Source organism: Pantoea cypripedii (assembly GCF_011395035.1).
Taxonomy (GTDB): domain Bacteria; phylum Pseudomonadota; class Gammaproteobacteria; order Enterobacterales; family Enterobacteriaceae; genus Pantoea; species Pantoea cypripedii_A.
Genome location: NZ_CP024768.1, coordinates 3010949 through 3037839, shown reverse-complemented (window position 1 = coordinate 3037839; position 26891 = coordinate 3010949). Strand labels below are relative to the sequence as shown.

The 26891-nt window shown below is 57.1% G+C and carries 23 protein-coding genes; 16 read left to right on the top strand and 7 right to left on the bottom strand.

The window, feature by feature from the left end; genetic code table 11:
* Positions 1-10 precede the first annotated feature (10 nt).
* Complete coding sequence (mnmC, locus tag CUN67_RS14120) at positions 11-2023, bottom strand: bifunctional tRNA (5-methylaminomethyl-2-thiouridine)(34)-methyltransferase MnmD/FAD-dependent 5-carboxymethylaminomethyl-2-thiouridine(34) oxidoreductase MnmC (RefSeq protein ID WP_208715940.1); 2013 nt, start codon at positions 2021-2023, stop codon at positions 11-13.
* A gap of 155 nt (positions 2024-2178) precedes the next feature.
* Here mnmC and fabB point away from each other — a divergent pair, with 155 nt between their 5' ends.
* Both fabB and CUN67_RS14110 read left to right on the top strand, forming a co-directional pair.
* The gene (gene fabB, locus CUN67_RS14115; RefSeq protein WP_208715939.1) at positions 2179-3399 is read left to right on the top strand and encodes a beta-ketoacyl-ACP synthase I; all 1221 of its coding nucleotides are present in this window, start codon (positions 2179-2181) and stop codon (positions 3397-3399) included.
* Between the two features lie 208 nt (positions 3400-3607).
* Positions 3608-4789 (top strand): MFS transporter, encoded by a 1182-nt coding sequence (locus CUN67_RS14110; protein WP_439332263.1) that lies wholly within the window; start codon positions 3608-3610, stop codon positions 4787-4789.
* On the opposite strand, the gene CUN67_RS14105 is transcribed toward CUN67_RS14110, so the two are convergent.
* Complete coding sequence (locus CUN67_RS14105) at positions 4752-6191, bottom strand: PLP-dependent aminotransferase family protein (RefSeq protein WP_208715938.1); 1440 nt, start codon at positions 6189-6191, stop codon at positions 4752-4754. The genes CUN67_RS14110 and CUN67_RS14105 overlap by 38 nt on opposite strands.
* A gap of 86 nt (positions 6192-6277) precedes the next feature.
* Between CUN67_RS14105 and CUN67_RS14100 the strand changes: the two genes are divergently transcribed.
* Positions 6278-6721: a rhodanese-like domain-containing protein gene (locus tag CUN67_RS14100; protein ID WP_208715937.1), complete on the top strand. Its 444-nt coding sequence runs from the start codon at positions 6278-6280 to the stop codon at positions 6719-6721.
* A 1-nt stretch (position 6722) separates the two neighbouring features.
* Here the strand turns inward: CUN67_RS14100 and flk are convergent, their stop codons facing one another.
* From flk to CUN67_RS14080, 4 genes are all read right to left on the bottom strand, one after another.
* Positions 6723-7754, bottom strand: a complete 1032-nt coding sequence (flk, locus tag CUN67_RS14095) for a flagella biosynthesis regulator Flk (protein ID WP_208715936.1) — start codon at positions 7752-7754, stop codon at positions 6723-6725.
* 106 nt (positions 7755-7860) lie between these two features.
* Entirely contained in the window at positions 7861-9369 is a 1509-nt protein-coding gene (locus CUN67_RS14090) for a tripartite tricarboxylate transporter permease (protein ID WP_208717225.1), read from the bottom strand.
* Positions 9370-9381: 12 nt separating this feature from the next.
* Positions 9382-9813 carry a tripartite tricarboxylate transporter TctB family protein gene (locus tag CUN67_RS14085; RefSeq protein ID WP_208717224.1) on the bottom strand — a complete coding sequence of 144 codons (432 nt, stop codon included), beginning with the start codon at positions 9811-9813 and terminating at the stop codon, positions 9382-9384.
* Positions 9814-9824: 11 nt separating this feature from the next.
* On the bottom strand, positions 9825-10802 hold the full coding sequence (locus CUN67_RS14080) for a Bug family tripartite tricarboxylate transporter substrate binding protein (RefSeq protein ID WP_439332262.1): 978 nt from the start codon (positions 10800-10802) through the stop codon (positions 9825-9827).
* Positions 10803-10922: 120 nt separating this feature from the next.
* Between CUN67_RS14080 and tctD the strand changes: the two genes are divergently transcribed.
* Together tctD and CUN67_RS14070 are read left to right on the top strand one after the other, a co-directional pair.
* Positions 10923-11594 carry a transcriptional regulator TctD gene (gene tctD, locus CUN67_RS14075; protein ID WP_208715934.1) on the top strand — a complete coding sequence of 224 codons (672 nt, stop codon included), beginning with the start codon at positions 10923-10925 and terminating at the stop codon, positions 11592-11594.
* The gene (locus CUN67_RS14070; protein ID WP_208715933.1) at positions 11585-12964 is read left to right on the top strand and encodes a sensor histidine kinase; all 1380 of its coding nucleotides are present in this window, start codon (positions 11585-11587) and stop codon (positions 12962-12964) included. Before tctD ends, CUN67_RS14070 begins: the two co-directional genes overlap by 10 nt.
* Here the strand turns inward: CUN67_RS14070 and CUN67_RS14065 are convergent.
* Positions 12951-13856, bottom strand: a complete 906-nt coding sequence (locus CUN67_RS14065) for a DMT family transporter (RefSeq protein ID WP_208715932.1) — start codon at positions 13854-13856, stop codon at positions 12951-12953. The two genes, CUN67_RS14070 and CUN67_RS14065, sit on opposite strands and share 14 nt — an antisense overlap.
* A 95-nt stretch (positions 13857-13951) precedes the next feature.
* Between CUN67_RS14065 and CUN67_RS14060 the strand changes: the two genes are divergently transcribed.
* The 11 genes from CUN67_RS14060 to CUN67_RS14010 all read left to right on the top strand — a co-directional run bounded on the left by CUN67_RS14060 (position 13952) and on the right by CUN67_RS14010 (position 26759).
* Entirely contained in the window at positions 13952-14731 is a 780-nt protein-coding gene (locus CUN67_RS14060) for an AraC family transcriptional regulator (protein ID WP_208715931.1), read from the top strand.
* 52 nt (positions 14732-14783) lie between these two features.
* Entirely contained in the window at positions 14784-15923 is a 1140-nt protein-coding gene (pdxB, locus tag CUN67_RS14055; RefSeq protein ID WP_208715930.1) for a 4-phosphoerythronate dehydrogenase PdxB, read from the top strand.
* A 70-nt stretch (positions 15924-15993) separates the two neighbouring features.
* Positions 15994-17004: an aspartate-semialdehyde dehydrogenase gene (locus tag CUN67_RS14050; protein ID WP_208715929.1), complete on the top strand. Its 1011-nt coding sequence runs from the start codon at positions 15994-15996 to the stop codon at positions 17002-17004.
* Entirely contained in the window at positions 17004-17810 is an 807-nt protein-coding gene (gene truA / locus CUN67_RS14045) for a tRNA pseudouridine(38-40) synthase TruA (RefSeq protein ID WP_208715928.1), read from the top strand. Before CUN67_RS14050 ends, truA begins: the two co-directional genes overlap by 1 nt.
* A gap of 32 nt (positions 17811-17842) precedes the next feature.
* Positions 17843-18505 (top strand): DedA family protein, encoded by a 663-nt coding sequence (locus CUN67_RS14040; protein WP_208715927.1) that lies wholly within the window; start codon positions 17843-17845, stop codon positions 18503-18505.
* 132 nt (positions 18506-18637) lie between these two features.
* Positions 18638-19546, top strand: coding sequence for an acetyl-CoA carboxylase, carboxyltransferase subunit beta (gene accD / locus CUN67_RS14035; RefSeq protein ID WP_208715926.1), 909 nt, complete (start codon positions 18638-18640; stop codon positions 19544-19546).
* Between the two features lie 66 nt (positions 19547-19612).
* The gene (gene folC / locus CUN67_RS14030; RefSeq protein ID WP_208715925.1) at positions 19613-20884 is read left to right on the top strand and encodes a bifunctional tetrahydrofolate synthase/dihydrofolate synthase; all 1272 of its coding nucleotides are present in this window, start codon (positions 19613-19615) and stop codon (positions 20882-20884) included.
* Complete coding sequence (dedD, locus tag CUN67_RS14025) at positions 20874-21602, top strand: cell division protein DedD (protein ID WP_208715924.1); 729 nt, start codon at positions 20874-20876, stop codon at positions 21600-21602. The genes folC and dedD overlap by 11 nt, the downstream gene beginning before the upstream one ends.
* A gap of 251 nt (positions 21603-21853) precedes the next feature.
* Positions 21854-22339, top strand: a complete 486-nt coding sequence (cvpA, locus tag CUN67_RS14020) for a colicin V production protein (protein ID WP_013509911.1) — start codon at positions 21854-21856, stop codon at positions 22337-22339.
* Between the two features lie 36 nt (positions 22340-22375).
* On the top strand, positions 22376-23893 hold the full coding sequence (gene purF, locus CUN67_RS14015) for an amidophosphoribosyltransferase (RefSeq protein WP_208715923.1): 1518 nt from the start codon (positions 22376-22378) through the stop codon (positions 23891-23893).
* Positions 23894-24230: 337 nt separating this feature from the next.
* The gene (locus tag CUN67_RS14010; protein WP_208715922.1) at positions 24231-26759 is read left to right on the top strand and encodes an inverse autotransporter beta domain-containing protein; all 2529 of its coding nucleotides are present in this window, start codon (positions 24231-24233) and stop codon (positions 26757-26759) included.
* Positions 26760-26891 lie beyond the last annotated feature (132 nt).

Genomic DNA, 26891 nt, shown 5'->3' with positions numbered 1-26891 from the left:
CGGGGATCGCTTACCGTCCCGCCTTCTTTCCTTTCAGCAGTTTTCTTACCCAGTATCGATTCGGATTCATCGCCGCCAGTGTGGCTGCGTCCAGCGGCTGCGGCTCTCCACTCATTTGTGCGGCCAGCACTTCAGCAGCCATTGGCGCACTGCATAATCCGCGCGACCCGAGCGCACCCAGCACAAACAATCCCGGATAGAGTGGGGCATCTGCCACCGCTGCGCCTTGCGCGCGTTGTTCGGCGAGTGTGGCGTATTGCGTCAGCGTTGCCTCGTAGTCCGGCACGCTGCCTGCCATTGGCAAATGGTCGCGCGTGGCACAGCGCACACCGTTACGCGCTTCGCCACGGCTGACATCAACCTGGGCTGGCCATCCGGCATCCGGCAGGCAATTCATCAGGCGCTGGCGATTTTCCTGCTGGTCATCGGCGCGATACGCCGTATCGGTTGCGCCACGATGGTAGCTGGCCCCGATGCAGTGGGTGGCGTAATTTGGGCTGACCGGCGTGAGATAACCGTCATAGCACAGCACGCAACGCAACGCCCCCAGCGCTGGGTTGGTGGGGACATGACTCACCTGGCCTGCCACCGCATACACCGGTAGCGGCTGGCTTTGGGGGATATCCAGCAGCGCATGACCGTTAGCCAGCACCACCTGTTGATGCTGCACTTCCTGCTTATCAACGAAACTCAGCTTCCAGCCATCTTCCTGACGTTGTAACTGGCTGAGGCGATGCAGCCAGTGAACCCGCAGGCCCTGGCTTTGGGCAAATTCCAGCAGGTTGCTGGTCAGTTCAGAAGGCGACAGCCAGCCGCCGTGCGGGTAGTAAATACCGCCCATACCCAGTTCAACACCGGCCAGCGCTTCCGCTTCTTCTTTATTCACGCCATAGGCGATGTCGCGCGGCAGGCCCATATCCAGCATCTGGGCAATTTTGTCAGCGCTTTTCTCGTCCCAGCCCAGTTGCAGCACGCCGCTCCAGTCGTGCTCAAATATCACCGGCAGCGCATCATACAAGCGGCGGGCGAAGCTGAATGCAGCCGGGAAAAAACAGGCCAACGCCGGATCGTGCTGATTCAGTAGCGGGTAGAGCGCGCCCTGGCGATTGCCAGAGGCACCCAGTGCCGGAGCGGCATCGGCACAGTACAGGGTCACGCGCCAGCCACGCCGCAACAGCGCCAGCGACAACACTGCGCTGGCAACGCCGCCGCCAATCAGCGCCACTTCCTGGCTCTCCGCTTTGGGTCGTGCATACCACGGCTGACGCGGCGGCAGGGCCGGGGTAGTGGTTAATTCACCGGTCAGCATTTCGCGTTTATGACCAAATCCTTTGCGTTTGGTGATGCTAAAACCGGCTTCCTGCAAACCACGGCGGACAAATCCAGCCGAGGTGAAGGTGGCCAGCGTGCCGCCTGGCCGCGCCATGCGTGCCATGGCGGCAAACAGTTCTGGCGTCCACATCTCCGGGTTTTTCGCCGGGGCAAAGCCATCAAGAAACCAGGCATCTACCTGACGATGCAGACTGTCATCAAAGGTATCAATTAGCGCGTTAATATCCCCTAGCCACAGGTCAAGCGTGACCTCGCCGCCTGCAAACAGCAGTCGCTGGCAGCCCGGCAACGCCGCGGGCCACTGCTGCTGGAGTTGTCTGGACCAGGGTTGCAGTTCCGGCCAGTGGGCGTGGGCAGCGACCAGGTCCGGATGCGTCAGCGGGAATTTTTCACAGCTAATAAAGTGCAGACGCCGCAGGCGGGCAGTGGGGTGCTGAGTACGGAAATGGTCGAACGCCTGCCACAGCGTGAGAAAGTTGAGGCCGGTGCCAAATCCGCTCTCTGCAACAATAAACAGGTCGCGATCGTGTTCAGGGAAGCGCCGCGGAATCCGATTGCCATCAAGGAAGACATAACGCGTCTCCTCCAGACCATTATCGTTGGAGAAGTAGACATCGTCGAAGGCTTGCGAAACAGGTGTACCCTGTTCGTTCCAGTTTAATTGTGCGTGCTCAACCGGGGATAACTTCAAGGGAAAGGTCCATATTTCAGGCAGTGGCGTGATTTTAGCGAGAGCTGTCACATGACGCAAATTTACAAAAGGAAATGGCTGATCGGACTTGTTCGGCTTACAACTGTAAGCTAGAGTGCACGTCAATCCAAAAGAAGTGGAAGAGGACTATTTTAATGAAACGTGCAGTGATTACTGGCCTGGGTATTGTTTCCAGCATTGGTAATAACCAGCAAGAGGTGCTGGCATCTCTGCGTGAAGGGCGTTCTGGTATCACTTTCTCCGAAGAGATGAAAGAAGCCGGGATGCGCAGCCACGTATGGGGTAACGTAAAACTGGACACCACCGGCCTTATTGATCGCAAAATCGTGCGTTTCATGAGCGATGCCTCTATTTACGCGTACCTGTCGATGGCGGAAGCCGTTAAAGATTCCGGCCTGACTGAAGAACAATATCAGAACAACCCGCGTGTGGGCCTGATTGCTGGCTCCGGCGGCGGTTCCCCGCGTTATCAGGTGTTCGGTGCCGACGCTATGCGTAGCCCGCGTGGTCTGAAAGCGGTTGGTCCGTATGTGGTGACTAAGGCGATGGGTTCTGGCGTGTCTGCCTGCCTGGCGACCCCGTTCAAAATCCACGGCGTGAACTACTCCATCAGCTCCGCCTGTGCGACCTCCTCGCACTGTATCGGTAACGCGGTTGAGCAAATCCAGCTGGGCAAACAGGACATCGTGTTTGCTGGCGGCGGCGAAGAGCTGAGCTGGGAAATGGCGTGTGAGTTTGATGCAATGGGCGCGCTCTCCACCAAATACAACGAAACCCCGGAAAAAGCGTCACGTACCTATGATGCTAACCGTGACGGCTTCGTTATTGCTGGCGGCGGCGGTATGGTGGTGGTGGAAGAACTGGAGCACGCACTGGCTCGCGGTGCGCACATCTACGCTGAAATCGTCGGCTACGGCGCTACCTCAGATGGCGCGGACATGGTCGCTCCGTCAGGTGAAGGCGCAGTACGCTGCATGAGAATGGCGATGCAGGGTCTGGACGCACCGATCGACTACCTCAATACCCACGGTACTTCTACCCCGGTTGGCGACGTGAAAGAGCTGGGTGCGATTCGCGAAGTGTTCGGTGAAAACACCCCGCTTATCTCTGCAACCAAAGCGATGACTGGCCACTCACTGGGTGCAGCAGGCGTGCAGGAAGCGATCTATACCCTGCTGATGCTGGAGCACAACTTCATTGCGCCAAGCATCAACATTGAAGAACTGGACGAAGCGGCGAACGGCATGAATATCGTGACTAAGCCGACCGAAAAAGCGCTGACTACCGTGATGTCGAACAGCTTCGGCTTCGGCGGTACTAACGCCACCCTGACCATGCGTAAATATAACGCCTGATTTCAGGACGCTTTTCCCACGAGGGCCGGTTAATCCGGCCCTCGCTGTTTTGACATTCTGCGCTTCGCTTGCCACAATCAATTCCCTCATCTCGTTATACGTAAGCGTTCACGTGAATCAACGCACCCGTTTCTGTTAATCACAGAAGACGTGCGTGTGTCTGGTTTTCGCCTGCATGGCACGTCTCACAACAAGGAGTGACGTCCATATGTCTATGGCTGCAAACGCGCAGACGCAATCTGTGTTCCCTTTAGCCTGCACCTCATTTGCGGTGTTTCTGACTTATCTCACCGCAGGGCTGGCGCTGCCGGTCATCCCGTTATATGTCCACCAGGAGCTGGGCATGAACAACGTCATGGTTGGCGTGGCGGTGGGGATTCAGTTCTTTGCCACCCTGCTGACGCGCAGTTTCGCCGGTCGGCGCGCCGATCAGCACGGCGCGAAACTCACTACTCAACATGGCATGATGGCGATCGCGCTGGTGGGCGTGGCCTATCTGGCGGCGGCGCTGTTGCCGGTGTCGCCGTGGGCGAAATTCGGCCTGCTGGCGATAGGTCGCCTGCTGCTCGGCTTCGGGGAAAGCCTGCTGCTGACCGGCAATCTGACCTGGGGTATGGGCCTGGTGGGCAGTAAACGCTCCGGGCTGGTGATGTCATGGAACGGGATGGCGATTTATGGATCGCTGGCTGCCGGTGCGCCCCTTGGTTTATTGATCCACGATTACGCCGGATTTGCCGCGCTCGGCGGGGTAGCCCTGTTGCTGCCGCTGTTGTCGCTGGCGCTAAACAGCTGGATTTCAGCGGTGCCAGTGGTGGGCGGGGAACGCCCCTCACTGTTCAGCGTGATAAAAACCATCTTTCAACCGGGTCTGGCACTGGCGCTGCAGGGCACCGGTTTTGCGGTCATCGGCACCTTTACCTCGTTGTATTTTGCCGCTGAGCAGTGGGGCAATGCCGGTTTCGCGCTGACTGCCTTTGGCTGTGCCTTTGTGCTGGTACGTGTGTTCTTCGGTGGCTTGCCGGATCGTCACGGTGGTGTCCGGGTGGCGATGGTCTCGCTGCTGGTGGAAGCCGCCGGTCTGACGCTGCTGGCGCTGGCTGGTCAAGGCTGGGTTGCGCTGCTGGGGGCGGCGCTCACCGGATCCGGTTGTTCGCTGATCTTCCCGGCGCTCGGCGTGGAGGTGATCAAACGTGTTTCGCCGCAGATACGCGGTACGGCGTTGGGTGGTTTCTCCGCGTTTCAGGATATCGCTTACGGGGCCAGTGGTCCGCTGACCGGGCTGCTGGCCACGGCGCTCGGTTATGGCTCGGTGTATGTCGCGGGAGCCTGCTGTGCGGCGCTCGGCATGGTGGTTACCTGGCGCTTTGCCCGTCACGCGACAGCAGCATAACCAGCTTATCGCAGGCAGCAACAATTTCGCCGGGCGTCAGCGCGGCGAAACCCAGTATCCAGCCAGGCTGCCGCGTCTCCCCCGCGTACAGCGGCGACAGACGCGGCAGTTGCAGGCCTATCGCTCGCCCCTTATCAGTCAGCCCCGCTTCATTGTCCTGCCATAACTTCACCGTCAGTTGCAGGCCGCCTGCTGCCGGGAGCGGCGTCAGCCAGTCGGCGCAACGGGTGTGTAGCTGTTGCAGCAGCACATCACGACGGCTGTGATACAGCTGGCGCATCAGGCGCAGATGGCTGGCAAAATGCCCTTGCTGAATAAATTCGGCGGTAATCGCCTGTGGCAACAGCGCGCTGTGCCCATCCAGCACGCTGCGCGCGCGGCCCAGTGCCTCCACCAGCGCCGGGGGCACCACCATCCAGGCCAGACGGAGCGAGGGGAACAGCGTTTTGGAGAAGGTGCCGAGGCTAATGACCCGACTCTCCGCTTCCAGCCCCTGCATCGCAGGCAGCGGGCGTTCACCATAGTGAAACTCGCTATCGTAATCATCCTCAATCAGCCAGCTATCCTGCTGGCGCGCCCACGCCAGCCACTGTAAGCGCCGGGCAAGGCTCATGGGCGTACCGGTGGGATAATGGTGTGAAGGGGTGAGGTAAACCAGTTTTGCGCGGCCAGCGAGGGGCTGCGCGCCCTCCGCATCCAGCGGCATTGCCCGGCAGTGCGCACCGGCAGCGAGAAAGGCATTGCGTGCGCCAGGGTAACCCGGTTCCTCCAGCCAGACGTCATCGCCGCTATCCAGAAACATCAGCGCCAGCAGCTGTAACGCCTGTTGTGAGCTGGTCAGAATCATCACCTGCCCGGCCTCACAGCGCAGGCCACGCGACAGCGCCAGATAGTCCGCCACTGCCTGGCGCAGCGGCGGGTAGCCACAGGGATCGCCATAACCCATCACCTTGCTGCCCAGCGAACGTTGCACACTGGCGCTGATACGTCGCCAGTGCGTGTGGGGAAAAGCACGTAATTCCGGTGAACCGGCGGCAAATGCATGGGGGAAGGGCGGGTCCTGGCATCCTCCCGTTGCCAGCACCTGACGACCGCGTGAGGAAAAACTTAGCGCGTCATGTTGCTTCCCTGGCTGCGCGCGCAGCGGCATGGCGATGGCAACAAAGGTGCCGCGCCCGCTCTGGCGTTGCAGATAGCCTTCACTCTCCAGCTGGGCATAGGCGGCCTCCACAGTGACGCGGGAGAGACTGAGATCCAGCGCCAGCTGGCGGCTGGAAGGCACCTTTTGCCCGAAACGCAGGTGGCCGCTGGCAATCGCCTGGCGCAGCGTACCGCATAACCGTTCGCGCAGGCCGCCCTGGCTTTGATGGCTGAACAGGGTCAGCAGGGGAGATGATGTCATGGTGGTCTTATCTGGTGTGACAAAGTGGTATCAGAATTCAGACCACTTTGCCGTACACTGAGGGAAATACACAACAGGAGAATGCGATGTCATCGGTTTTAGCCTTCCCCCCGGCCAGTGCGGCTGAAAGCCTGGCTTACCTGCAACACAAGCTGGCGTATTACACCGACGCCTGGGATTTAGCCGAAGACCTGGCGGCAGGTATTACGGAGATTGTGGTCTTTGATGCACGCGCTCCTGAGGCCTATCAGGCCGGGCATATTTGTGGCGCGATCTCGTTCCCGCATCGCACCATGACTGCCGACACCACCGCGCAGCTGGATCGACAAAAAGTCTACATCACCTATTGTGACGGTATCGGCTGCAATGGTTCGACCAAAGCGGCACTGAAGCTGGCGGCATTGGGTTTTCAGGTGAAGGAATTGATTGGCGGGCTGGATTTCTGGCAGCGTGACGGCCATCCAATGACGTGGGGCAGTGCGGTCGGCGAATGGCCCAGCGCTGCCCCGGTCGCACAATGCGGTTGCTAGATCAGAGGAAAACCCACAGCAGGAAAATAAACACCACCAGCGCCAGGCTTAGTGTCAGCGCCGGACGCTGTGCCAGCGGCGTCGGTAACTGATTGAAGATCGGTGCCCAGATGGGTTGTGGCCGCAGTTCGCTGGCGGACAGCGGCTGTTCGAGGTTTTTTTCGGCACGACGGCTGAACAACAGGTTGAGCAAATCCTGGGTTTGCGCTGGGGTCAGCACCATCTGCGGCGTGGCCTGGAAACGCTGCTGGCTGTAATCCTCCAGCAGACGCTGCTCAGCGGATGTCAGCGGTTGTTTCAGCGAGCTTTCCAGCGTGTGCAACGTGGGTGAACTGAGCTGGCTCAGCGTCTGACGTACCTGTAAATACTGGGTTAACAGCGGAAAATGGCGTGATGGGATCGGATCGCCACTTTTCAGGTTAACCAGCTTCAGGACATCCGCCAGCACTTTCACCGGCGATTCACCGGTGCTGGCGGCGAGGCGCGTCACCTGCTGATTCAGTGCCTGATGCTCGGCAGGCAACAGAGACCGATCGCTGATACGCGTCTGCTGCGGCTGCGGAATCGCCATCTGGCCGTTCTGTAGCATGGTCAGCACCTGGCGCAGCTGGTCTGGCGACAATGCGCTCAGTACCGTCTGGTTAAACTGCTGACGGATAAAATCACTCACCGCCTGGCGGTTATTACCCAGCGGCAGTTTCTCCAGCAATTGCTGTAACAACTGACGCGTGGCGTGGCTGTCCTGCACCTGGGTTAAGCGACTATTGAGATGCTGCTCGGCAGCGGGAAAGTGACGCGATTGCAGTTCAGCATCGTTTTTCACGCCAACTTCATGACGCACGCCAGCCCACAGTTCCGGCGCTTTCAGGGTGCTGAGCGACATAATACGCACGATCAGGCGTTCCAGCGTGGTGCGCTGAGCAGGAGATAATGGCTGCTCGCCTGCCGGGCCGCCAGGGCGCGCAGAGCCAGCTGCGTTGGTAAGAGGGGAACGATCGCCCGAGGGCACACCGGGACCGCTGAGAGGTTGCATGGCGGAATCCTTGAAAACCGAGTCAGATCCGGGTGCGCCGGAAAAACGAGGCCATATGATAGCAAAAGCCCCCGGGAAATCCACGGGGGCAGCAGGTAGCAGGAAATTATTTTGCCTCGGCCAGCTTCAGGCGCTTGCGTCGCCACCGTTTCCACAACGGTGGCACCACCAGCACTGACACCGCCAGCACCAGCAATACCTTGCAAATCAGGCTTTCCCACAGGATTGGCAGGTTGCCGTTGCTGATTGACAAGGCACGGCGCAGGTTCTGCTCCAGCATCTCGCCCAGCACAAAGCCGAGGATCAGCGGTGACATCGGAAAATCCATCTTGCGCAGGATATAGCCGAAAATGCCCAACCCCACCATCAGCAGCAAATCAAAAGTGGTACTGTGCACCGCGTAAACGCCCACCGCCGATATCGCCGCAATCGCCGGAACCAGGAACCACAGTGGAATGGTCAGCATACGGGCGAAAATATTGATCATCGGGATGTTCATGATCAGCAGCATGACGTTGCCGATCAACAACGCGGCAATTAATCCCCAGACGATATCGGGCTGCTCGGTAAACATCGCCGGGCCGGGGGTGATGTTATACAGCGTCAGCGCACCCACCATCACCGCCGTGGTGCCGGAACCGGGAATGCCCAGCGTCAGCATCGGAATGAAGGAGCCACAGGCCGAGGCGTTATTCGCCGCTTCCGGCGCAGCCACACCGCGAATATCGCCTTTACCGAATTGATCGCTGCCGCTGATCTTCTTCTCGCTCATATAGGCGATGGCGCTGGCAATGGTGGCACCGGCACCGGGCAGCACGCCGACAAAGAAGCCAATAAAGGACGCGCGCAGCGTCGCCCCGGTCGACATGGCCGCCTCTTTCATATTGAACATCATTCGGCCACTGGCACGTACCATTTTCTGGCCGCTGCTGGTGGATTCCAGCATCAGCAGAATCTCACTGACCGAGAACAGCCCAATCACCACCACCACGAACTGGATGCCATCGGAGAGATGCACGCTGTCAAAGGTAAAGCGATACACGCCGGTATTGGCGTCAACGCCCACCGTCGCCATACCCAGCCCTATCAGCGCCGCAAGAAACGACTTCAACGGATTGTGGCTCATCATGCTACCGAGACAGGCGATGGCGAAGACCATCAGCGCAAAGTATTCCGCCGGACCAAACGCCAGTGACCAGTTAGCCAGCAGCGGCGCGAACAAAATAATGCCGATGATGGCGATGGTGGACCCGACGAAGGAACTGACCGCAGAGATGGAGAGCGCCACCCCCGCTTTACCCTGCTGCGCCATCGGGTAGCCGTCAAGCGCGGTCATAATCGCCCCGGCATCGCCCGGCACATTGAGCAAAATTGAGGAGATGCGCCCGCCGTATTCGCAGCCGATATAGACGGTCGCCAGCAGGATCAGTGCCGACTCTGCCGGCAGGTGCAGCGCAAACGCCAGCGGCATCAAAATCGCTACGCCGTTAATCGGTCCAAGGCCGGGCAACAGCCCGACAATGGTGCCAATAAAGCAACCGATCAGGGCGATCATCAGGTTTTCCGGCGTCATGGCGACGGCGAAACCCTGCATCAAAAAGGACCAGGTATCCATCATAATCTCCCGTTAACTGAACCAGCTGCCGAGCGGCAGCGTGACATCCAGCAGATGATCAAAGGCGTAAAACAACGCAATCCCCATCACGCCGCCGGAAATTACCGCCGCCCACCAGCGTGCGCCAAACAGCAGGCCAATGCCGAAGGTCAGCAGTGTGGTGCACAAGGCAAAGCCAAGGCGTTCAAAGAACCAGCCGTACAGCATCAGCATCACGCTAAGCATCAGTAACTTCTTCAGCGTGGCAGGCGCCGGCCATTGCACGTTATCGGGCTTACGCAGCAACATCAGTAACGCACATACCGCCATCAGCCCCAGCAGCATCATCGGAAAAGGACGGGGTCCAACCGGTTCATAGCTGTATTCGCTTTGAATTTGCCAGGCGATAAATAATCCGGCGATACAAAGCGCCAGCCAGATGGCGGCGAAAATACGATCGCTCATCATCGCCTCCGTTATTTCGCCAGACCGAAAGATTTAGCCTGCTCGCGGTAGTCAGCCACTTGCTTCTTCACATAGCTATCCAGCTCGCTGCCGAACAGGTTGAATTCGAACAGGCCGCGCATATCGCGCTGCTGCTGGAATTCTTTCGTCGTGACCAGCTTTTTAAACGCCGCTTCCCACCATTGGTAGTCGGCATCACTCACTTTCGGGCCAAGATAATAGCCACGAATGATCGGCCAGCTGACGTTAAAACCTTGCTCTTTGGCGGTGGGGACCTGCGCCAGTTCACCCGGCAGACGCTGATCGGCCATCACGGCCAGCACGCGTAACTTGCCACTTTGCAGATGAGGCACCATTTCACTCATATCTCCCGAGACAACCTGGATATGGTTGCCGAGCAGTGCAGTGACAGGTTCACCGCCGCCTTCAAAGGCGACGTACCGCATTTTGCGGGGATCGATACCGCCCTCGCGCGCCAGCAGCGCGGTCTTCATCCAGTCCTGGCTGCCGATTGACGCACCCGCACCCACCACCACTTTGGTGGGATCTTTTTTCATCGCCTCCATCAGCTCGCCGAGGTTTTGCCACGGCGCATCATTGCGTACCGCGACCATGCCGTAATCCGTACCGATTGCCGCCAGCCACTTCACATCATCCACGGTATAGCGACCAAACTTGCCCTGGGAAAGATTGAGCAATGACCCGCCGGAATAGGCCACCACCGTCCCGGCTTCCGCCGGACGCTGCGCAATGATGGCGTTATACGCCACTGCACCAACGCCGCCGGGCATATAGGTAACGCGCATTGGGGTGGTGATTTGTCCGGTTTCCTGCATCGAGACCTGCAACAACTTACAGGTGAGATCAAAACCGCCGCCCGGTTTTGCCGGGGCGATACATTCAGTGCGTTCTGGTGCCGCCGCGAACGCGGAGGAAACCGACATAGCCAATAGGGTGGTGGCGAGGACGGTGCGAATGTTGTTTTTCATTTGTCGCTCCATTGATGATTCCAGAGTGTGATTGCCGCCGAACATTCGGGGTTAATGGATTGTTAATGTGGAAACCTTTCATTTACCTTTCACTTTTCAGGGAAAATGGCAGGGTGTGATATGCGTCTCTTACTGGTAGAAGACACAACCGAGCTGGCGAGCTGGCTGCAAAAAGCGCTGACGCAAAAAGGATTTGCGGTGGACTGGGTTGCCGACGGTGTCGCCGCCGACCATGTACTGCAAAGCGAAGAATATGCCCTGGTGGTACTGGACGTGACGCTGCCGCGCATGAATGGCCTTGAGGTGCTGGCACGGCTGCGCCGACGTGGGCTGAAGGTTCCGGTATTGTTGCTGACGGCGCGCAACGCGCTGGCACAGCGGGTGCAGGGATTGAACGCCGGGGCCGATGATTATCTCACTAAACCCTTCGAGCTGGATGAGCTGGAAGCCCGGCTGCGCGCCTTGCTGCGCCGCAGCCACGGGCAAACACCGCAATCGCAGGTGATTGGCCAGCTGGAACTCGACAACGAAGGCTGTTTTCTGCTGAATCGTCAACCATTACGTCTGACCCCGCGTGAAGCCAGCGTGCTGACCACCCTGATGCGGCGTCCAGGCCACCCGGTGTCGCGCCAGCATCTTTATGAACAAACCTTCTCCCTGCGGGATGAAGCCAGCCCTGAAAGCATCGAGTTATATGTTCATCGGGTACGCAAAAAACTGGCGGGTAGCGATGTGGCGATTATCACGTTGCGCGGGTTGGGCTACAGCCTTGAGTGCCAGCCATGCGGCTGATTCGTTCGCTACGCGGCGAGTTGCTGGCATGGCTGGGTGTACCGCTGCTGCTGCTGTGGGGATTATCGGTATACACCCATTATTACAGCGCACTTCAGGCGGCGAACCAGGCTTATGATCGTTCGCTGGTCGCTTCCGCGCGAACCGTGGCCGAGCGGCTGGTGGTGCGGCAGCGACAATTGCAGGTGGATGTTCCCTGGGTGGTGCTCGACAGTTTTGAACGCAATATGAACGATCAACTTTTCTATCAGGTGATCTCGCCAGAAGGGCAGACGTTGTCAGGATACGAAGATCTACCGCCGCTGCCACGCAATGCGCCGCTCTCCACGCTGTTTCCGGCACTGGTCCATTTCTACGATGCCCATTATCGCCAGCAGCCTATTCGGGTAGTTGCCCTGTGGCAACCGATCAGTGAGGAGGGAGTAGAGGGCATGGCGCTGGTACTGGTGGCGGAAACCCTTAATTCGCGCCACGCCTTTGCCGAGGGATTATTACGTACCGCACTGATCAGCCAAAGCATTCTGGTGTTGATCACCCTGATTCTGGCAGGGTTGTTGCTGCGCAAGGTGCTGCGTCCACTGCGGCGTTTGTCACGCATCGTTCTGCGCCGTGCGCCAGGGGAGCTGCAACCTTTGCCGTCGGTGCTGCCCTGGCCTGAATTACAGCCGTTGATTATCGCGTTCAACCGCCATCTGGAACGGTTGCGCGGCCTGCTGGCACGTCAGGAACGTTTTAGCGCCGATGTTTCTCATCAACTGCGCACGCCACTCACCATTCTGAAAACCCAGCTGGGTGTGGCACTGAACAGCGACGATCCACGGCAATGGCGTGAGAGTTTGCAGGGAATGCGCCACACCCTGGACGACACCGTACATCTCACCGATCGTTTGTTGCAGCTGGCGCAGATCAAAGCCCGCCACGGTGAAGATAAACCGCTGGAGCGTGTCGATCTGGCTGCCATCGTGCAGCAGGCGTGTTTCAGTGGTTATGCGGCGGCGCGCCACAAGCACATCGACCTCGGTTACGAAGGGGATAGCCAATGTCAGGTACAGGGTGATGCGCTGCTGATGGCGGAGTTATGCAGCAACCTGCTGGATAATGCCATCAAATACACCCCGGCGCACGGCACCGTGACGGCACGCATCGGGTCCGGGATGATGGAAATTGAGGATAGCGGGCCGGGGATTGACGATGCCCAGCAGCAGCAGGCGCTGCAACCCTTCGCGCGGCTGGATAACGGCCAACAACAACCCGGTGCGGGTATCGGCCTGGCGCTGGTAAAAGATATTTGCGCCTGGCATGGCGCAGAGTTAAAGCTGGACCGCAGCCCACAACTGGGCGGGCTACGGGTGACGATCAACTTTCGCTGACGGGCGGCGTGGCAGCGCGGCTACGACGCAACGGAGTACGCAGCCGCTGCGCCAGAATCACCCCCAGCAGCGTCATACCACCGCCAATCCAGTGGTAACCATGCAATTGTTCATGCAGGAACAGTATCGCAATCACGGCGGTAAAGGCCGGGACAAAATTCATAAAGATGCTGGTGGTACTGGCTCCGAGGCGCTGCACGCCGAGGATCCACAGGAACGGGGCGATGATTGAGGCGAATAGCCCGGCAAACAGCACCAGCGGGATATTGTGCGCGTTGAGCGAGACATCCGGCGTGCGCAGAAAGCCGGGCAGCAGCAACAGCACGCCAAAGAAAATCTGCACATATAAACTTTGCCAGGTCGGCAACGGGATGGCCAGGCGTTTGGTCAGCACGCCGTACAACGCGTAGGAGGCTGAAGCGGCCAGCATCATCAGTTCACCATTGCCGAGACGTTGATGCAGCAGCTGTGCCGGGTTACCTGCGCTGACCAGCCATACCAGACCGGCAAACGACAGCAATCCGCCAATTAAAATTCCGCGCGTCGGGGCCAGACGTAACACCACCAGGCTGAGCAGGATTGTCAGCAGGGGAATGGTGGCCCCGAGGATGCCCATCATCACCGCCGACACGCTATGCGCCGCGTAATAGGCAAGGCTTTGATACAGCACCATACCGAGCAGGCCGAGGATCAGCAGGCGTCCGCTACTGGCGATGATTTGCCGACGATGACGCCAGACGCCGGGCAGCACAAACGGCGTCAACACCACCAACGCCAGGACCCAGCGATAAAAGGAGATGGCGGCAGGATCGATGCTTCCGGCAGAGAGTTTGCTGACGATGGTATTGATCGACCAGATCAGCACCGCCACCAGCGGAAAGAGAAAATTCATCGTACGGCTCCAGAAAGTAAACGCGAAAAGTTTACATTTGACCGGTTTAAGACAGATAACTAAAATCGGACAAAAATCATTAATGACCGGACAGAATGAGTTTACAGGTTGAATATCAGCCGCCGCTCGATGCCTCACAACTGCGCTACTTTATCCGCTTCGAGCAGGCCAATGCGAAAACCGAATATCTGCCCCACGCCCACGCCTGGGGGCAGCTGATTTTCGTCAAAAGCCATGTGCTGGAGATGGAGGTGGAAGGGGAGCGCCTGCTGACACCCGCCGATATGCCGATCTGGATCCCACCCGGCCAGCGCCACAGCAGCTATAACCACCGTCAGGCGCAGTTTCGCACCTTCAACATTGCCGCCGATCTTTGCCTGGGTTTGCCGCCGCAAGCCTGCCTGCTGAATGCGGATGCTATCGTTCATGCCATTATGGATGAATTTGCCCAACGCAACCTGGAGCAACCGCGCAGTGACGCAGACTGGCGACTGTGCGAGGTGCTGTGTGACCGGCTGCGCCTCGCACCATTACATAAAAGTTACCTGCCTACCTCGGACGACAAATTTCTTGCACCGATTCTGCACGCCTTACAGGCACACCCCGGCGATAACACCACGCTGGCACAATGGGCTAAGCGGGTGTTTACCACCGAGCGTACGCTGGCGCGGCGTTGTCAGCAGCAACTGAATATGTCCTTCAGCGAGTGGCGACAACGCCTGCGCTTTTTGCGCGCGATTACCTTGCTGGAGCAAGGGATGAGTGTCCAGGCGATAGCTTTTGAGCTGGGCTACAGCTCTGCTTCGGCGCTGATTGTGATGTTTCAGCACCAGGCGGGGACCACACCGGATCGCTATCGCAGCCGGTTAGGTTAATCAAAGGCTTTGTGCCAGAATATGGGCCTTTCGAATTTACAGGACTGCCGTGGTGAAAATTCTCGTCGATGAAAACATGCCGTATGCCCGTGAACTCTTTAGCCGCACCGGTGAGGTGCTGGCGGTACCGGGACGTCCCTTACCGGAAGCTGAGCTCGCTGACGCCAGCGGGCTGATGGTGCGATCGGTGACCAAAGTTAACGCGGCGTTGCTGGCCGGTACGCCGGTGAAATTTGTCGGCACCGCAACAGCGGGCACTGACCATATCGATGAGACCTCGCTGGCGGAAGCGGGCATCGCCTTCTCCGCAGCACCGGGCTGCAATGCCATTGCGGTGGTGGAATATGTTTTCTCTTCGCTGCTGCTGCTGGCGGAGCGCGATGGTTTTAACCTGCGTGACCGTACCGTAGGGATTGTTGGCGTGGGCAATGTCGGTGGGCGTCTGCAAAAACGCTTGCAGGCCTGGGGCGTGAAAACTCTGTTGAGCGATCCGCCGCGTGCCGATCGTGGTGATGCAGAGGATTTCCACTCGCTGGATGAACTGGTGGCGCAGGCCGATATTCTCACCTTCCATACGCCGTTATTTAAAGATGGCCCATATAAAAGCTGGCATCTGGCCGATGCGGCGCTGCTGATGGCGCTGCGGCCCAATACCATTCTGATCAACGCCTGCCGTGGTCCGGTGGTGGATAACGCCGCGCTGCTGGCAGTGCTGAACATGCGCCAGGATCTCAGCGTGGTGCTGGATGTGTGGGAGCCGGAACCCGAGCTGTCGCTGGAACTGCTGGATAAAGTGGACATTGCCACTGCGCATATCGCGGGTTACACCCTTGAAGGCAAGGCGCGCGGCACCACCCAGGTGTTTGAAGCCTGGTGCGAGTTTCTCGGCCAGCCGCAGCAGGTGCCGCTGGAAAGCCTGCTGCCCGCCCCGGAATTTGGCAGCATTCGCTTACACGGCAAGCTGGATCAGCCGGTGCTGAAACGTCTGGTGCACCTGGTGTATGATGTGCGCCGCGATGATGCCCCTCTGCGTAAAGTGGCGGCGCAGCCGGGCGAGTTTGACCGCCTGCGTAAGCAATATGAAGAACGTCGTGAATGGTCGTCGTTGCAGGTGATTTGCGATGATGCTGCCGCGGCTGACATGCTTAATCAACTTGGGTTCCGCGCCACGTTGCAATCGGCAGATGCCTGAGTTGTCCGAATTAATGGGCGGTGAATATCACCGCCTTCTGTTTTTATGTCATTGTCTGGAGTAAACCAACATGTCTGACGGCTGGAATATTGCGCTACTGGGCGCGACAGGCGCAGTAGGGAACGCTGTACTGGAACTGCTGGCGGAACGCCAGTTCCCGGTTGGTGAAATTTATTTGCTGGCGAGCGAAAACAGCGCCGGAGAAACGTTGCGTTTTGATGGCCGCTCGGTGCGGGTGCAGGATGCGGCAGAATTTGACTGGTCGCAGGCGCAGCTGGCGTTCTTTGCCGCTGGCCCCAGCGCGGCGGCACGTTATGCCGAAGAAGCTGCCAGCCAGGGTTGCCTGGTGATCGACAGCAGCGATGTGTTCGCGCTGGAGCCGGACGTGCCGCTGGTGGTGCCGGATGTGAACCCGCAGGTGCTGGCGGATTACCGCAACCGCAACATTATCTGTGTGGCGGATAGCCTGGTCAGCCAGCTGCTGAGCGCCATCAAACCGCTGGTTGATGCCGCGGGTCTGGGACGTTTACAGGTGACCAACCTGATCTCCGTTTCCAGTGACGGCAAAAAAGCGGTGGATGCGCTGGCGGGAGAGAGCGCGCGTTTGCTGAACGGCGTCCCGGCGGATGAACATTATTATGGTCGCCAGCTGGCGTTCAACCTGTTGCCACAGCTGGTGGACAATCAGGGCAGCGTGGAAAGCGAACGTCGCCTGGTGGATCAGGTGCGTAAGGTGTTGCAGGACGAAGGCTTGCCGATTGCGGTCAGCAGCGTGCAGGTGCCGGTGTTCTACGGCAATGCGCAGATCGTGCATCTGGAGAATCTGCGTCCGCTGTCTGCCGAAGAAGCGCGTGATGAACTGGCGCGGGCGGATGATATCCGTCTGAGCGACGAGGGTGACTATCCAACCCAGGTACAGGATGCTTCCGGCAACGGTGAACTGAGCATCGGTTGTGTCCGCAATGATTACGGTATTCCTGAGCTGCTGCAATTCTGGTCAGTGGCTGACAACATTCGTTTCGGCGGCGCGCTGATGGCGGTGAAAACTGCTGAGAAGTTGGTGCAGGAGTATTTGTATTAATGTTGTCTGAAGGTAACACGCATAAGCTGGCGTTGGGTATTGAGTATGACGGCAGCCGTTACTACGGCTGGCAGCGGCAGCAGGAAGTTCGCAGCGTGCAGGAAAAGCTGGAAAAAGCACTGTCGATAGTGGCGAACCATCCGGTCAGCGTATTCTGCGCCGGGCGGACTGATGCCGGGGTGCATGGCACTGGCCAGGTGGTGCATTTTGAAACCACTTCGCAGCGTGCTGACGGTGCCTGGACGCTGGGTGTCAATGCCAATCTGCCACCGGACATTGCGGTGCGTTGGGTTAAAGCGGTGCCGGACGCGTTTCACGCCCGCTTTAGCGCCACGGCACGCCGTTATCGCTACGTGATCTACAACCAGCGGCTGCGTCCGGCGATTCTCGGCAATGGCGTAACGCATTTTTACCATCCACTGGATGCGGAAAAGATGCAGCGCGCCGGTCAATGTCTGCTGGGCGAAAATGATTTCACCTCATTTCGCGCGGTGCAGTGTCAGTCACGCACGCCGTGGCGCAATGTGATGCATCTCAACGTCACGCGTCAGGGGCCATACGTGATTGTTGATATTAAGGCCAATGCGTTTGTGCATCATATGGTGCGCAACATCGTGGGCAGCCTGATGGAAATTGGCTGTGGTAATCAGCCGGAAGACTGGATGGCGACGTTACTGGCAGCGAAAGATCGCACACTGGCGGCCGCCACTGCCCGAGCCGAGGGTTTGTATTTGGTGGCGGTGGATTATCCATCTCACTTTGCGTTACCTCAGCCTGCGCTGGGACCGTTGTTCCTCGCAGATTAATTGTTACCGAAGGATGTAAGGAGCCTGGCTTTATGGAGTTCATCCATTTTATCGTCGATTTTATCCTGCATATTGATGTGCATTTGGCCGAACTGGTGGCGCAGTATGGCATCTGGATTTACGCTATTTTGTTCCTGATTCTGTTCTGTGAAACCGGGCTGGTGGTGACACCTTTCCTGCCAGGCGATTCGCTGTTATTTGTGGCCGGTGCGCTGGCAGCGTTGCCCGGCAACGATCTCAATGTGCATATGATGGTGGCATTGATGGTGATCGCGGCGATTCTCGGTGATGCGGTTAACTACACCATTGGTCGCCTGTTTGGTGAGAAGTTGTTCAGCAACCCCAATTCGAAGATTTTCCGTCGCAGCTATCTGGACAAGACCCACGCCTTCTATGCGCGGCACGGCGGTAAAACCATTATACTTGCGCGCTTTGTACCAATCGTGCGAACCTTTGCCCCCTTTGTGGCAGGGATGGGACATATGTCTTATCGCCACTTCGCGCTCTTTAACGTCACAGGTGCGCTGCTGTGGGTGCTGCTGTTCTCTTACGCGGGTTACCTGTTTGGGGATCTGCCGGTGGTGCAGGAGAACCTGAAATTGCTGATCGTCGCGATTATCGTGGTGTCGATCCTGCCGGGCGTGATTGAAGTCTGGCGTCATCGTCGTCAGGCACGTCAGCAGAAATCTCAGTAAGCGCGAAACCAGATTTTTATCCACAGCGAGAAGCGGTTGTGGTTTAATGAGCGACATTTACGGCCTGCTGAAGGTGATTTCAGCAGCAATGAGAAGACTGGACCAGGTCGGTTTTAAACAGAAAGGTCATCAATGAGCTGGATTGAACGCATACTTAACAAAAGCAATATTACGCCGACGCGCCGTGCCAGTATCCCGGAAGGGGTGTGGACCAAGTGCGACAGCTGTGGCCAGGTGCTGTATCGCGCCGAGCTGGAGCGTAATCTTGAGGTCTGCCCGAAGTGCGACCATCACATGCGCATGCATGGCCGTGAGCGCCTGCATAGCCTGCTGGATGAAGGAACACTGGTAGAATTAGGTAGCGAGCTGGAACCGAAGGATCTGCTGAAGTTCCGTGACTCGAAAAAGTACAAAGATCGTCTGTCTGCGGCGCAGAAAGAAACCGACGAGAAAGATGCCCTGATCGTCATGAAAGGCCAGCTGCACGGTATGCCGGTGGTGGCTGCGGCGTTTGAGTTTGCCTTTATGGGCGGCTCAATGGGTTCGGTGGTGGGTGCTCGCTTTGTGCGTGCAGTTGAGCAGGCGCTGGAAGATAACTGCCCGCTGATCTGCTTCTCCGCCAGTGGCGGTGCACGTATGCAGGAAGCGCTGATGTCGCTGATGCAGATGGCGAAAACCAGTGCGGCTCTGGCAAAAATGCAGGAACGCGGTCTGCCGTATATCTCGGTACTGACTGACCCGACAATGGGTGGCGTCTCTGCCAGCTTCGCGATGCTGGGCGATCTCAACGTCGCGGAACCGAAAGCGTTGATCGGCTTTGCCGGTCCGCGTGTTATCGAGCAGACCGTACGCGAAAAACTGCCGCCGGGCTTCCAGCGCAGTGAATTCCTGATTGAGAAAGGCGCGATCGATATGATCATCCGTCGTCCGGAAATGCGCTTTAAGCTGGCAAGCCTGCTGGCGAAAATGATGAACCTGCCAGCGCCGCTGCAGGATGGTGATCAGCCGACAGCGGCTGAGCCGGAAAGCAACGAGGCCTGACAGGCAACGGAAAGGCGCAGCAATGCGCCTTTTTAATTAATGCCGCGACAAATGCTAACGGGACACATGGATACTCTTCATCTTCCTCCTCAAGCCACGTCGCCTTTGGCCACGTGGCTTCATTATCTTGAACATCTGCATTCTCAGACCATCGAACTGGGTCTGGATCGTATTCAACGCGTCGCTGCACGCCTTAACCTGCTAAAACCCGCCCCCTTCGTCTTCACCGTTGCCGGAACCAATGGCAAAGGCACCACCTGCCGCACGCTGGAAACGTTACTGATGGCCGCCGGTTTCCGCGTCGGGGTTTACAGCTCACCGCATCTGGTGCGTTACACCGAACGGGTGCGCATTCAGGGCGAGGAACTGGATGAAGCCCTGCACAGCGCCAGTTTTGCCGCCATTGAAGCCGGGCGCGGCGATATTTCGTTGACCTATTTCGAGTTCGGCACCTTATCCGCGTTAAACCTGTTCCGTGAAGCGGGCCTCGATGTGGTGATCCTTGAAGTCGGCCTGGGTGGACGCCTCGACGCGACGAATATCGTTGATGCCGATGTGGCGGTGGTCACCAGCATCGCGCTGGACCACACCGACTGGCTGGGGCCGGATCGCGAAAGCATTGGCCGCGAAAAAGCCGGCGTGTTCCGTGCAGGCAAACCGGCTGTGGTGGGTGAACCCGATATGCCGCATACCATCGCGGACGTTGCGGCAGAGAAGGGCGCATTGCTGTTGCAGCGTAACCGCGACTGGCAATGGCAGCAGCAGGGCGACAGCTGGACGCTACAGGATGCGCAGGGTGAATTGCGTGACCTGCCTCTACCGCAGGTGCCGTTACCGAATGCCGCCACCGCGCTTATCGCGCTGCGCGCTTCCGGTTTACCGGTCAGCGAAGCGATTATTCGTCAGTATCTGCCGCTGGCTATTTTGCCGGGGCGTTTTCAGACGGTAAGTACATCGCCACGCGTGATCCTGGATGTGGCACATAATCCCCATGCCGCTTATTATCTGGCTTCACGTCTGGCGGAACTGCCGCGTTCCGGTAAGGTTCATGCGGTAGTGGGTATGCTGCATGATAAAGATATCGCGGGCACGCTGGCGGCGCTGGCACCGCAGGTGGATAGCTGGTACTGCGCGCCACTGGATGGGCCGCGCGGCGCGACGGCCGAGCAGCTGATTGCCCATCTGGCGAGCGGCGACGCATTTGCCAGCGTGGATGCTGCCTGGCAGGCGGCGCGTTTGCAGGCCCGTCCCGAGGATGTGATTCTGGTGTGTGGTTCTTTCCACACCGTGGCACAGGTAATGGAATCGATGGCAGCGGAGAACGGCAGTGGCAAGTAAGTTTCAGAACCGTTTGGTTGGCACGGTAATTCTGGTGGCGGTTGGCGTCATCGTGTTGCCTGGCCTGCTGGATGGCAAGAAAAAGCACTACAAAGAGGAGTTCGCTGCGATTCCGCTGGTGCCGAAACCGGATGACCAGCAGGACAGCGAGATGGTGCCACCGGTAACCCAGCCGTTGCCCGCTCAGCCGCCGGAAGGCGCGGGTACGACGACGGAGCCAGGTGCCTCCAATAGCAAAACCACCAGTCCGGCTGAGAGTGGCAGCACTCAGCCTGCGCAGAATAGCGAACCCAGCGTGGTGACACCGCCGCCAGTGCATCAGAGCGTGCCGGTGCCGAAACCAAAACCTGTTGAGCAACCGAAGCCGAAACCGGTAGAGCAGCCCAAACCGAAACCGGTTGAACCTAAGCCCGTGGAGCAACCCAAACCGGTCGAAACGCCGAAGCAAAGTGAAGCGGAAGCGCCAGCACCAGCGGGTCAGGCTTATGTGGTGCAGCTTGGTGCGTTGAAAAACGCGGCGAAGGTCAACGAGATTGTCGCGCAGTTGCGTCTCTCGGGGTATCGCGCCTTTACGGTGCCGTCAACGCCGGTTCAGGGACAGATCACGCGTATTTATGTCGGGCCGGATGCGTCAAAAGCGAAGATGCAGGCGGCGTTAGGTGAGCTGAAAAACCTTTCCGGGCTCGGTGGGGTCGTCAAACCCTACAGCACGCGCTAAACCGTTGATAAGCCGCGCCGATAGCAGAAAAAGGCGCGGCATAGCACAGGTTGTTCATCAAATTGATGACAGAAAAATTATTTTATTTCAGTTGGTTACCTTGCTGAGATACGTCGGGGCGAGGTGATTTTTTTTCTTCGCCCTTTTTATGGATACGGAACCGGAAAACCCTACGCAAACGTTTTCTTTTTCTGTTAGAATGCGCCCCGAACTGGATGCAGGGTGCAATCGCGCTGGCGCTGGAAGAGTTCATGATCTGGATTGATTACGTCATTATTGCGGTAGTTGGTTTTTCGGCTCTGGTCAGCCTGGTTCGCGGGTTTGTCCGGGAAGCCTTATCTCTTGTTACCTGGGGATGTGCGTTTTTTGTCGCCAGTCACTACTACGCCTACCTTGCAGTCTGGTTTACAGGTTTTGACGATGAACTGGTTCGTAACGGTATCGCTATCGCGGTGCTGTTCGTTGCTACCCTGATTGTGGGTGCCATCGTGAACTATGTGATCGGCACGCTGGTTGAAAAGACCGGCCTGTCGGGAACCGACAGGGTGTTGGGGGTCTGTTTCGGGGCGTTGCGTGGCGTGCTGATCGTTGCCGCTATTCTCTTCTTCCTTGATACATTCACCGGCTTCTCGAAAAGTCCGGACTGGCAGCAGTCCCAACTCATTCCCCAGTTCAGTTACATCATCAGGTGGTTTTTTGACTATCTGAAAAGCACGTCGAGTTTTTTACCCCGGTGACGCCACCGGGAGTGCGGCTAATGAGGAAATGACAACATGTGCGGTATTGTTGGTATCACCGGTTTTATGCCAGTAAACCAGTCGATCTATGACGCGTTAACGGTGCTGCAGCACCGCGGGCAGGATGCCGCCGGCATTTGTACCATCGATGCGCTTAACTGCTTTCGCCTGCGCAAAGCCAACGGGCTGGTGAGCGATGTGTTCGAAGCACGCCACATGCAGCGTCTGCAAGGCAACATCGGGATTGGTCACGTGCGTTACCCTACAGCAGGCAGCTCCAGCGCCTCTGAAGCGCAACCTTTCTATGTGAACTCCCCTTACGGCATTACGCTGGCGCACAACGGTAACCTGACCAACGCGCACGAACTGCGTAAGCAGCTGTTCGAAGTGGGTCGCCGTCACGTCAACACCACCTCTGATTCCGAAATCCTGCTCAACATCTTTGCGCAGGAGCTGGACCGTTTTCAGCACTACCCGCTGGAAGCTGACAACATTTTTGCCGCGGTGGCTGCCGTGCACCAGCAGGTGCGTGGTGCTTACGCGGTGGTTTCGATGATCATCGGTCATGGCATGGTGGCCTTCCGCGATCCGAACGGCATCCGTCCGCTGGTGCTGGGTAAACGCCAAATCGCAGATGGTCGTATCGAGTATATGGTTGCGTCTGAAAGCGTGGCGCTGGATACGCTGGGCTTTGAGTTCATTCGTGACGTGGCACCCGGTGAAGCCGTCTACATCACCGAGCAGGGCCAGCTCTCAACGCGTCAGTGCGCTGAGAACCCGAAAAGCAATCCGTGCCTGTTCGAATATGTTTACTTCGCACGTCCGGACTCCTTCCTCGACAAAATTTCGGTCTACAGCGCTCGCGTGCGCATGGGCACCAAGCTGGGTGCGAAGATTGCCCGCGAGTGGGAAGATCTCGACATCGATGTGGTGATCCCGATTCCGGAAACCTCTACCGATGTGGCGCTGGAAATCGCACGTATCCTCGATAAACCTTATCGTCAGGGATTTGTGAAAAACCGCTACGTTGGCCGTACCTTTATCATGCCGGGCCAGCATCTGCGCCGCAGCGCGGTACGCCGCAAGCTGAACGCCAACCGTGCTGAGTTCCGTGATAAGAACGTGCTGCTGGTGGATGACTCTATCGTGCGTGGAACCACCTCGGAACAGATCATCGAGATGGCCCGTGAAGCGGGAGCGAAGCGTGTCTATCTGGCGTCAGCCGCGCCGGAAATTCGCTTCCCGAACGTGTATGGCATTGATATGCCGATCGCAACTGAGCTGATCGCGCATGGTCGTGAAGTGGAGGAAATTCGTCAGCTGATCAAAGCTGATGCGTTGATTTTCCAGGATCTGGACGATTTGATCGAAGCAGTACGTGAAGAGAATCCGGATATCGCGCAGTTCGAGTGTTCGGTATTTAACGGTATCTACGTTACCAAAGACGTTGACCAGCGTTATCTCGACTATCTCCAGGCACTGCGGAATGACGATGCGAAAGCCATTGCGCGTCAGACTGAAGTAGAAGGTCTGGAATTGCATAACGAAGGTTAAGTTCTTTTGCCCGCTTTTAATGGATAATTAAAAGCGGGCGTTTAATTATTATCCCATCCGAAATAACTACCCCACAGCCTGCGTCATGGTTATTCCCCATCCTGCTATTCCTCAGCGTTTACCTGACTGAATGATAAAGATATGTCTGACATCATAGCGTCAATTATCTGAAGTTAATGAAGTAATCCTGTATTCCGGGCGTCACAAAGAAATCATGACAATCTCATTACCCGGTTTTATCGTCCGTGTTTAAAAATCCCACAGAAATGGAGTGAAAAAATAATCTCTGTTTGTTCCATTTTGCATGTCGGTTTTTTATTAATCAGGATGATTTCAAATGACGTCTGGAAAGAAATATAAACTTTCAGCAATTACCCGCGCTATTCTGGTGCCGCTCTCCCTCTCGTTGTTTTGCCTGCCAGTCAGTGCGCAGAAAAGGGGGGATAATTATCAGGAAACCACTGTTCAGTCCGTGAAATTAAAACCGGGTGAAAATATTCAGGATATTGCGCGTTCAAATAAAGTCTCGATCGATCACTTATGGGAGATTAATTCTTTCGCGTTTAGCGACAAAGCCACCTTCCTGGCCGCGACTGCGGGTCAGACTGTCTGGCTGCCGGTAAAAAAATCCACTGCACAGCCGCAGGTGCAACAGACGAAACAACCGGAACCGGTTCGCCAGGTTGAGCCGCAGGCGGGAGGGAAAGCGAATCCGCGCAATATGGATGCGCGTCAGTTTGGTCAGAATCAGCTCTCTTCACTGGCGGGGCAGCAAGCTGAAGAGTGGTTAAGCAGTTTCGGTGGTAGCGCGCGGATTTCCATCAGTGCAGACAAAGATTTTTCAGACTACAACTATTCCGGTGATGTGCTGGTGCCACTGTGGGACAGCCACAAAAATATTCTGCTGTTTACTCAGCTCGGCGCGCGACGTGTTGACGATCGTAACACCGGCAATATTGGCCTCGGCGTGCGTTATTTTGCTGATGGCTGGATGCTGGGCAATAACGTCTTTTTTGATAATGATTTTAGCGGTAACAACCGTCGCGCGGGGATCGGGGCTGAGTTGTGGACCGAAGCGCTACGATTGGCGGCGAATGGCTATTACGGTTTGAATGGCTGGCATCAGTCGAAGCTGATGGCTGACTATGATGAACGTCCGGCTAATGGCTGGGACATTGAGCTGTCCAGCTGGCTCCCCCTCTACCCACAATTGGGTGGCAAGGTAAAATATGAACAATATTATGGTGATAACGTTGCGCTGATCAGTCGCAATAACCTGCAGAAAGATCCTTCTGCCGTGACAGTCGGCCTTAACTGGACGCCGGTTCCATTGGTTTCAGTGGAAGCCGCACAGCGCAATAGCATGCAAAGCGGCAAAGATACGACGGTTGGCTTGAATCTGAACTGGAACTTTGGCCGATCGCTTGGCTGGCACCTGTCGTCAGCTGCGGTGGCGGAACAGCGAAGCCTGGCGGGTTCGCGTTATGAGCTGGTTTCCCGTAATAACCAAATCGTGATGGATTATCGCGAACAGACGGTGATCACGTTCTCACTGGCGAGTGCGATTCAGGGCGTGGAAGGCAGTTCACAGCCACTTGGCGTCAGTATCTGGGCAAAACATGGTCTGGGGAAAATTGTCTGGGATGACGCTTTGCTGGTAGCGGCAGGAGGAAAAATCCTCGGCCAGGGCGCAAATTCAGTGCTGGTGTTGCCAGCGTACCAGGAGGGTACGAATAACCATTACACCCTGAGCGCGGTGGCGTATGACACCAAAGGTAAAGCTTCGCAGCGTACGCAGGTCCAAATCACGGTAGAAAAAGCAGAACAAATTCAGCCGGAAGAGCCAACTGAGCCTGAGCAACCGGTTCAGCCGGAAGAGCCGGGACAACCCCAACAGCCTGATGCCGCAAAAACCGTGTTTAATCTTGATATTCATGAGCTTGTAGCGGATGGCAGCGGACATGCGCAGGCTGCGATTGAGTTGAAAGATGCAGAGGGTAAACCCGTCAGTGGGCAGGCCGCCAATCTGCGTGTGGAAGCCTCTTTGCAAAGTGCGCGAAGTGGTGCCGGTGTTACTGTCGGGGAAATCAAAGAAGAAGGGACGACAGGCCGTTATCTGGCAGATGTGACGGCGGGTGCCGAATCCGGCGTAGTGACGCTGGTGCTGTATCATGGTGCAAATGTGCTTGGGCAGCAGCAACTGACGCTGAAAGCCGCTGAGCCTGAAGTTGTTGAGCCTGCCAATATTGAACTGTTGTCTGCGTCAGCTGAATATCATGCTGGTAGTGTGATGAGTTTCAGCGCGACAGTGACTGACAAACAGGGTAACCCGATGAAAGATGTCGTTGTGGCATTCACGGATGAAGCAGGCAATGTCCTTGCAGCCAACAATGACGGTAAAACCGATGAACAAGGTAAAGTGACCCTTTCCCTGAAGCGGGAAAAAGCGGGCACCTATCTAATCATCAGTCAGGTGGGCCAATTAAAATCACAGAAGTCGGTCAATGTGGTGGCTGATGAGGCCTCGGCCATGATCAAGTCTTCTCATTCTCAGGATGGAAAATTCAGGCAAGGCCAGGCGGGCTCCACGGTTACAGCTCAGTTTTCGCTGACGCTGGTCGATCAATATGATAATCCACTGGCTAATTTCGCAGGCATCGACCTGAAAGAATTGAATCATTATGATCACCAGATTGTTATCGAGTCGAACAATAAAACCGACGCCAACGGCGTTATTGAGGGCACCGTGGCACTGGCTGGCAGCTTCACGCCACAGAATAATAAGACGGTCTATAAAATTTACCCGCTGATCTATGGCATTGGTGTTGGTAAGACCGGCATCGAAATTACGTTTCTGGCTGAATAAGTTCTAAAAGTAGCCCCCTGCAAGGCGATCGCTGCGGTGATTGCCTTTTTTTATCCGCCCGAAGGATAATTTGCTCCTGACTATTCCCACCTGGTTTGTCTTCCTCTTTGCCTGCAGGTTATGATTGCGGTT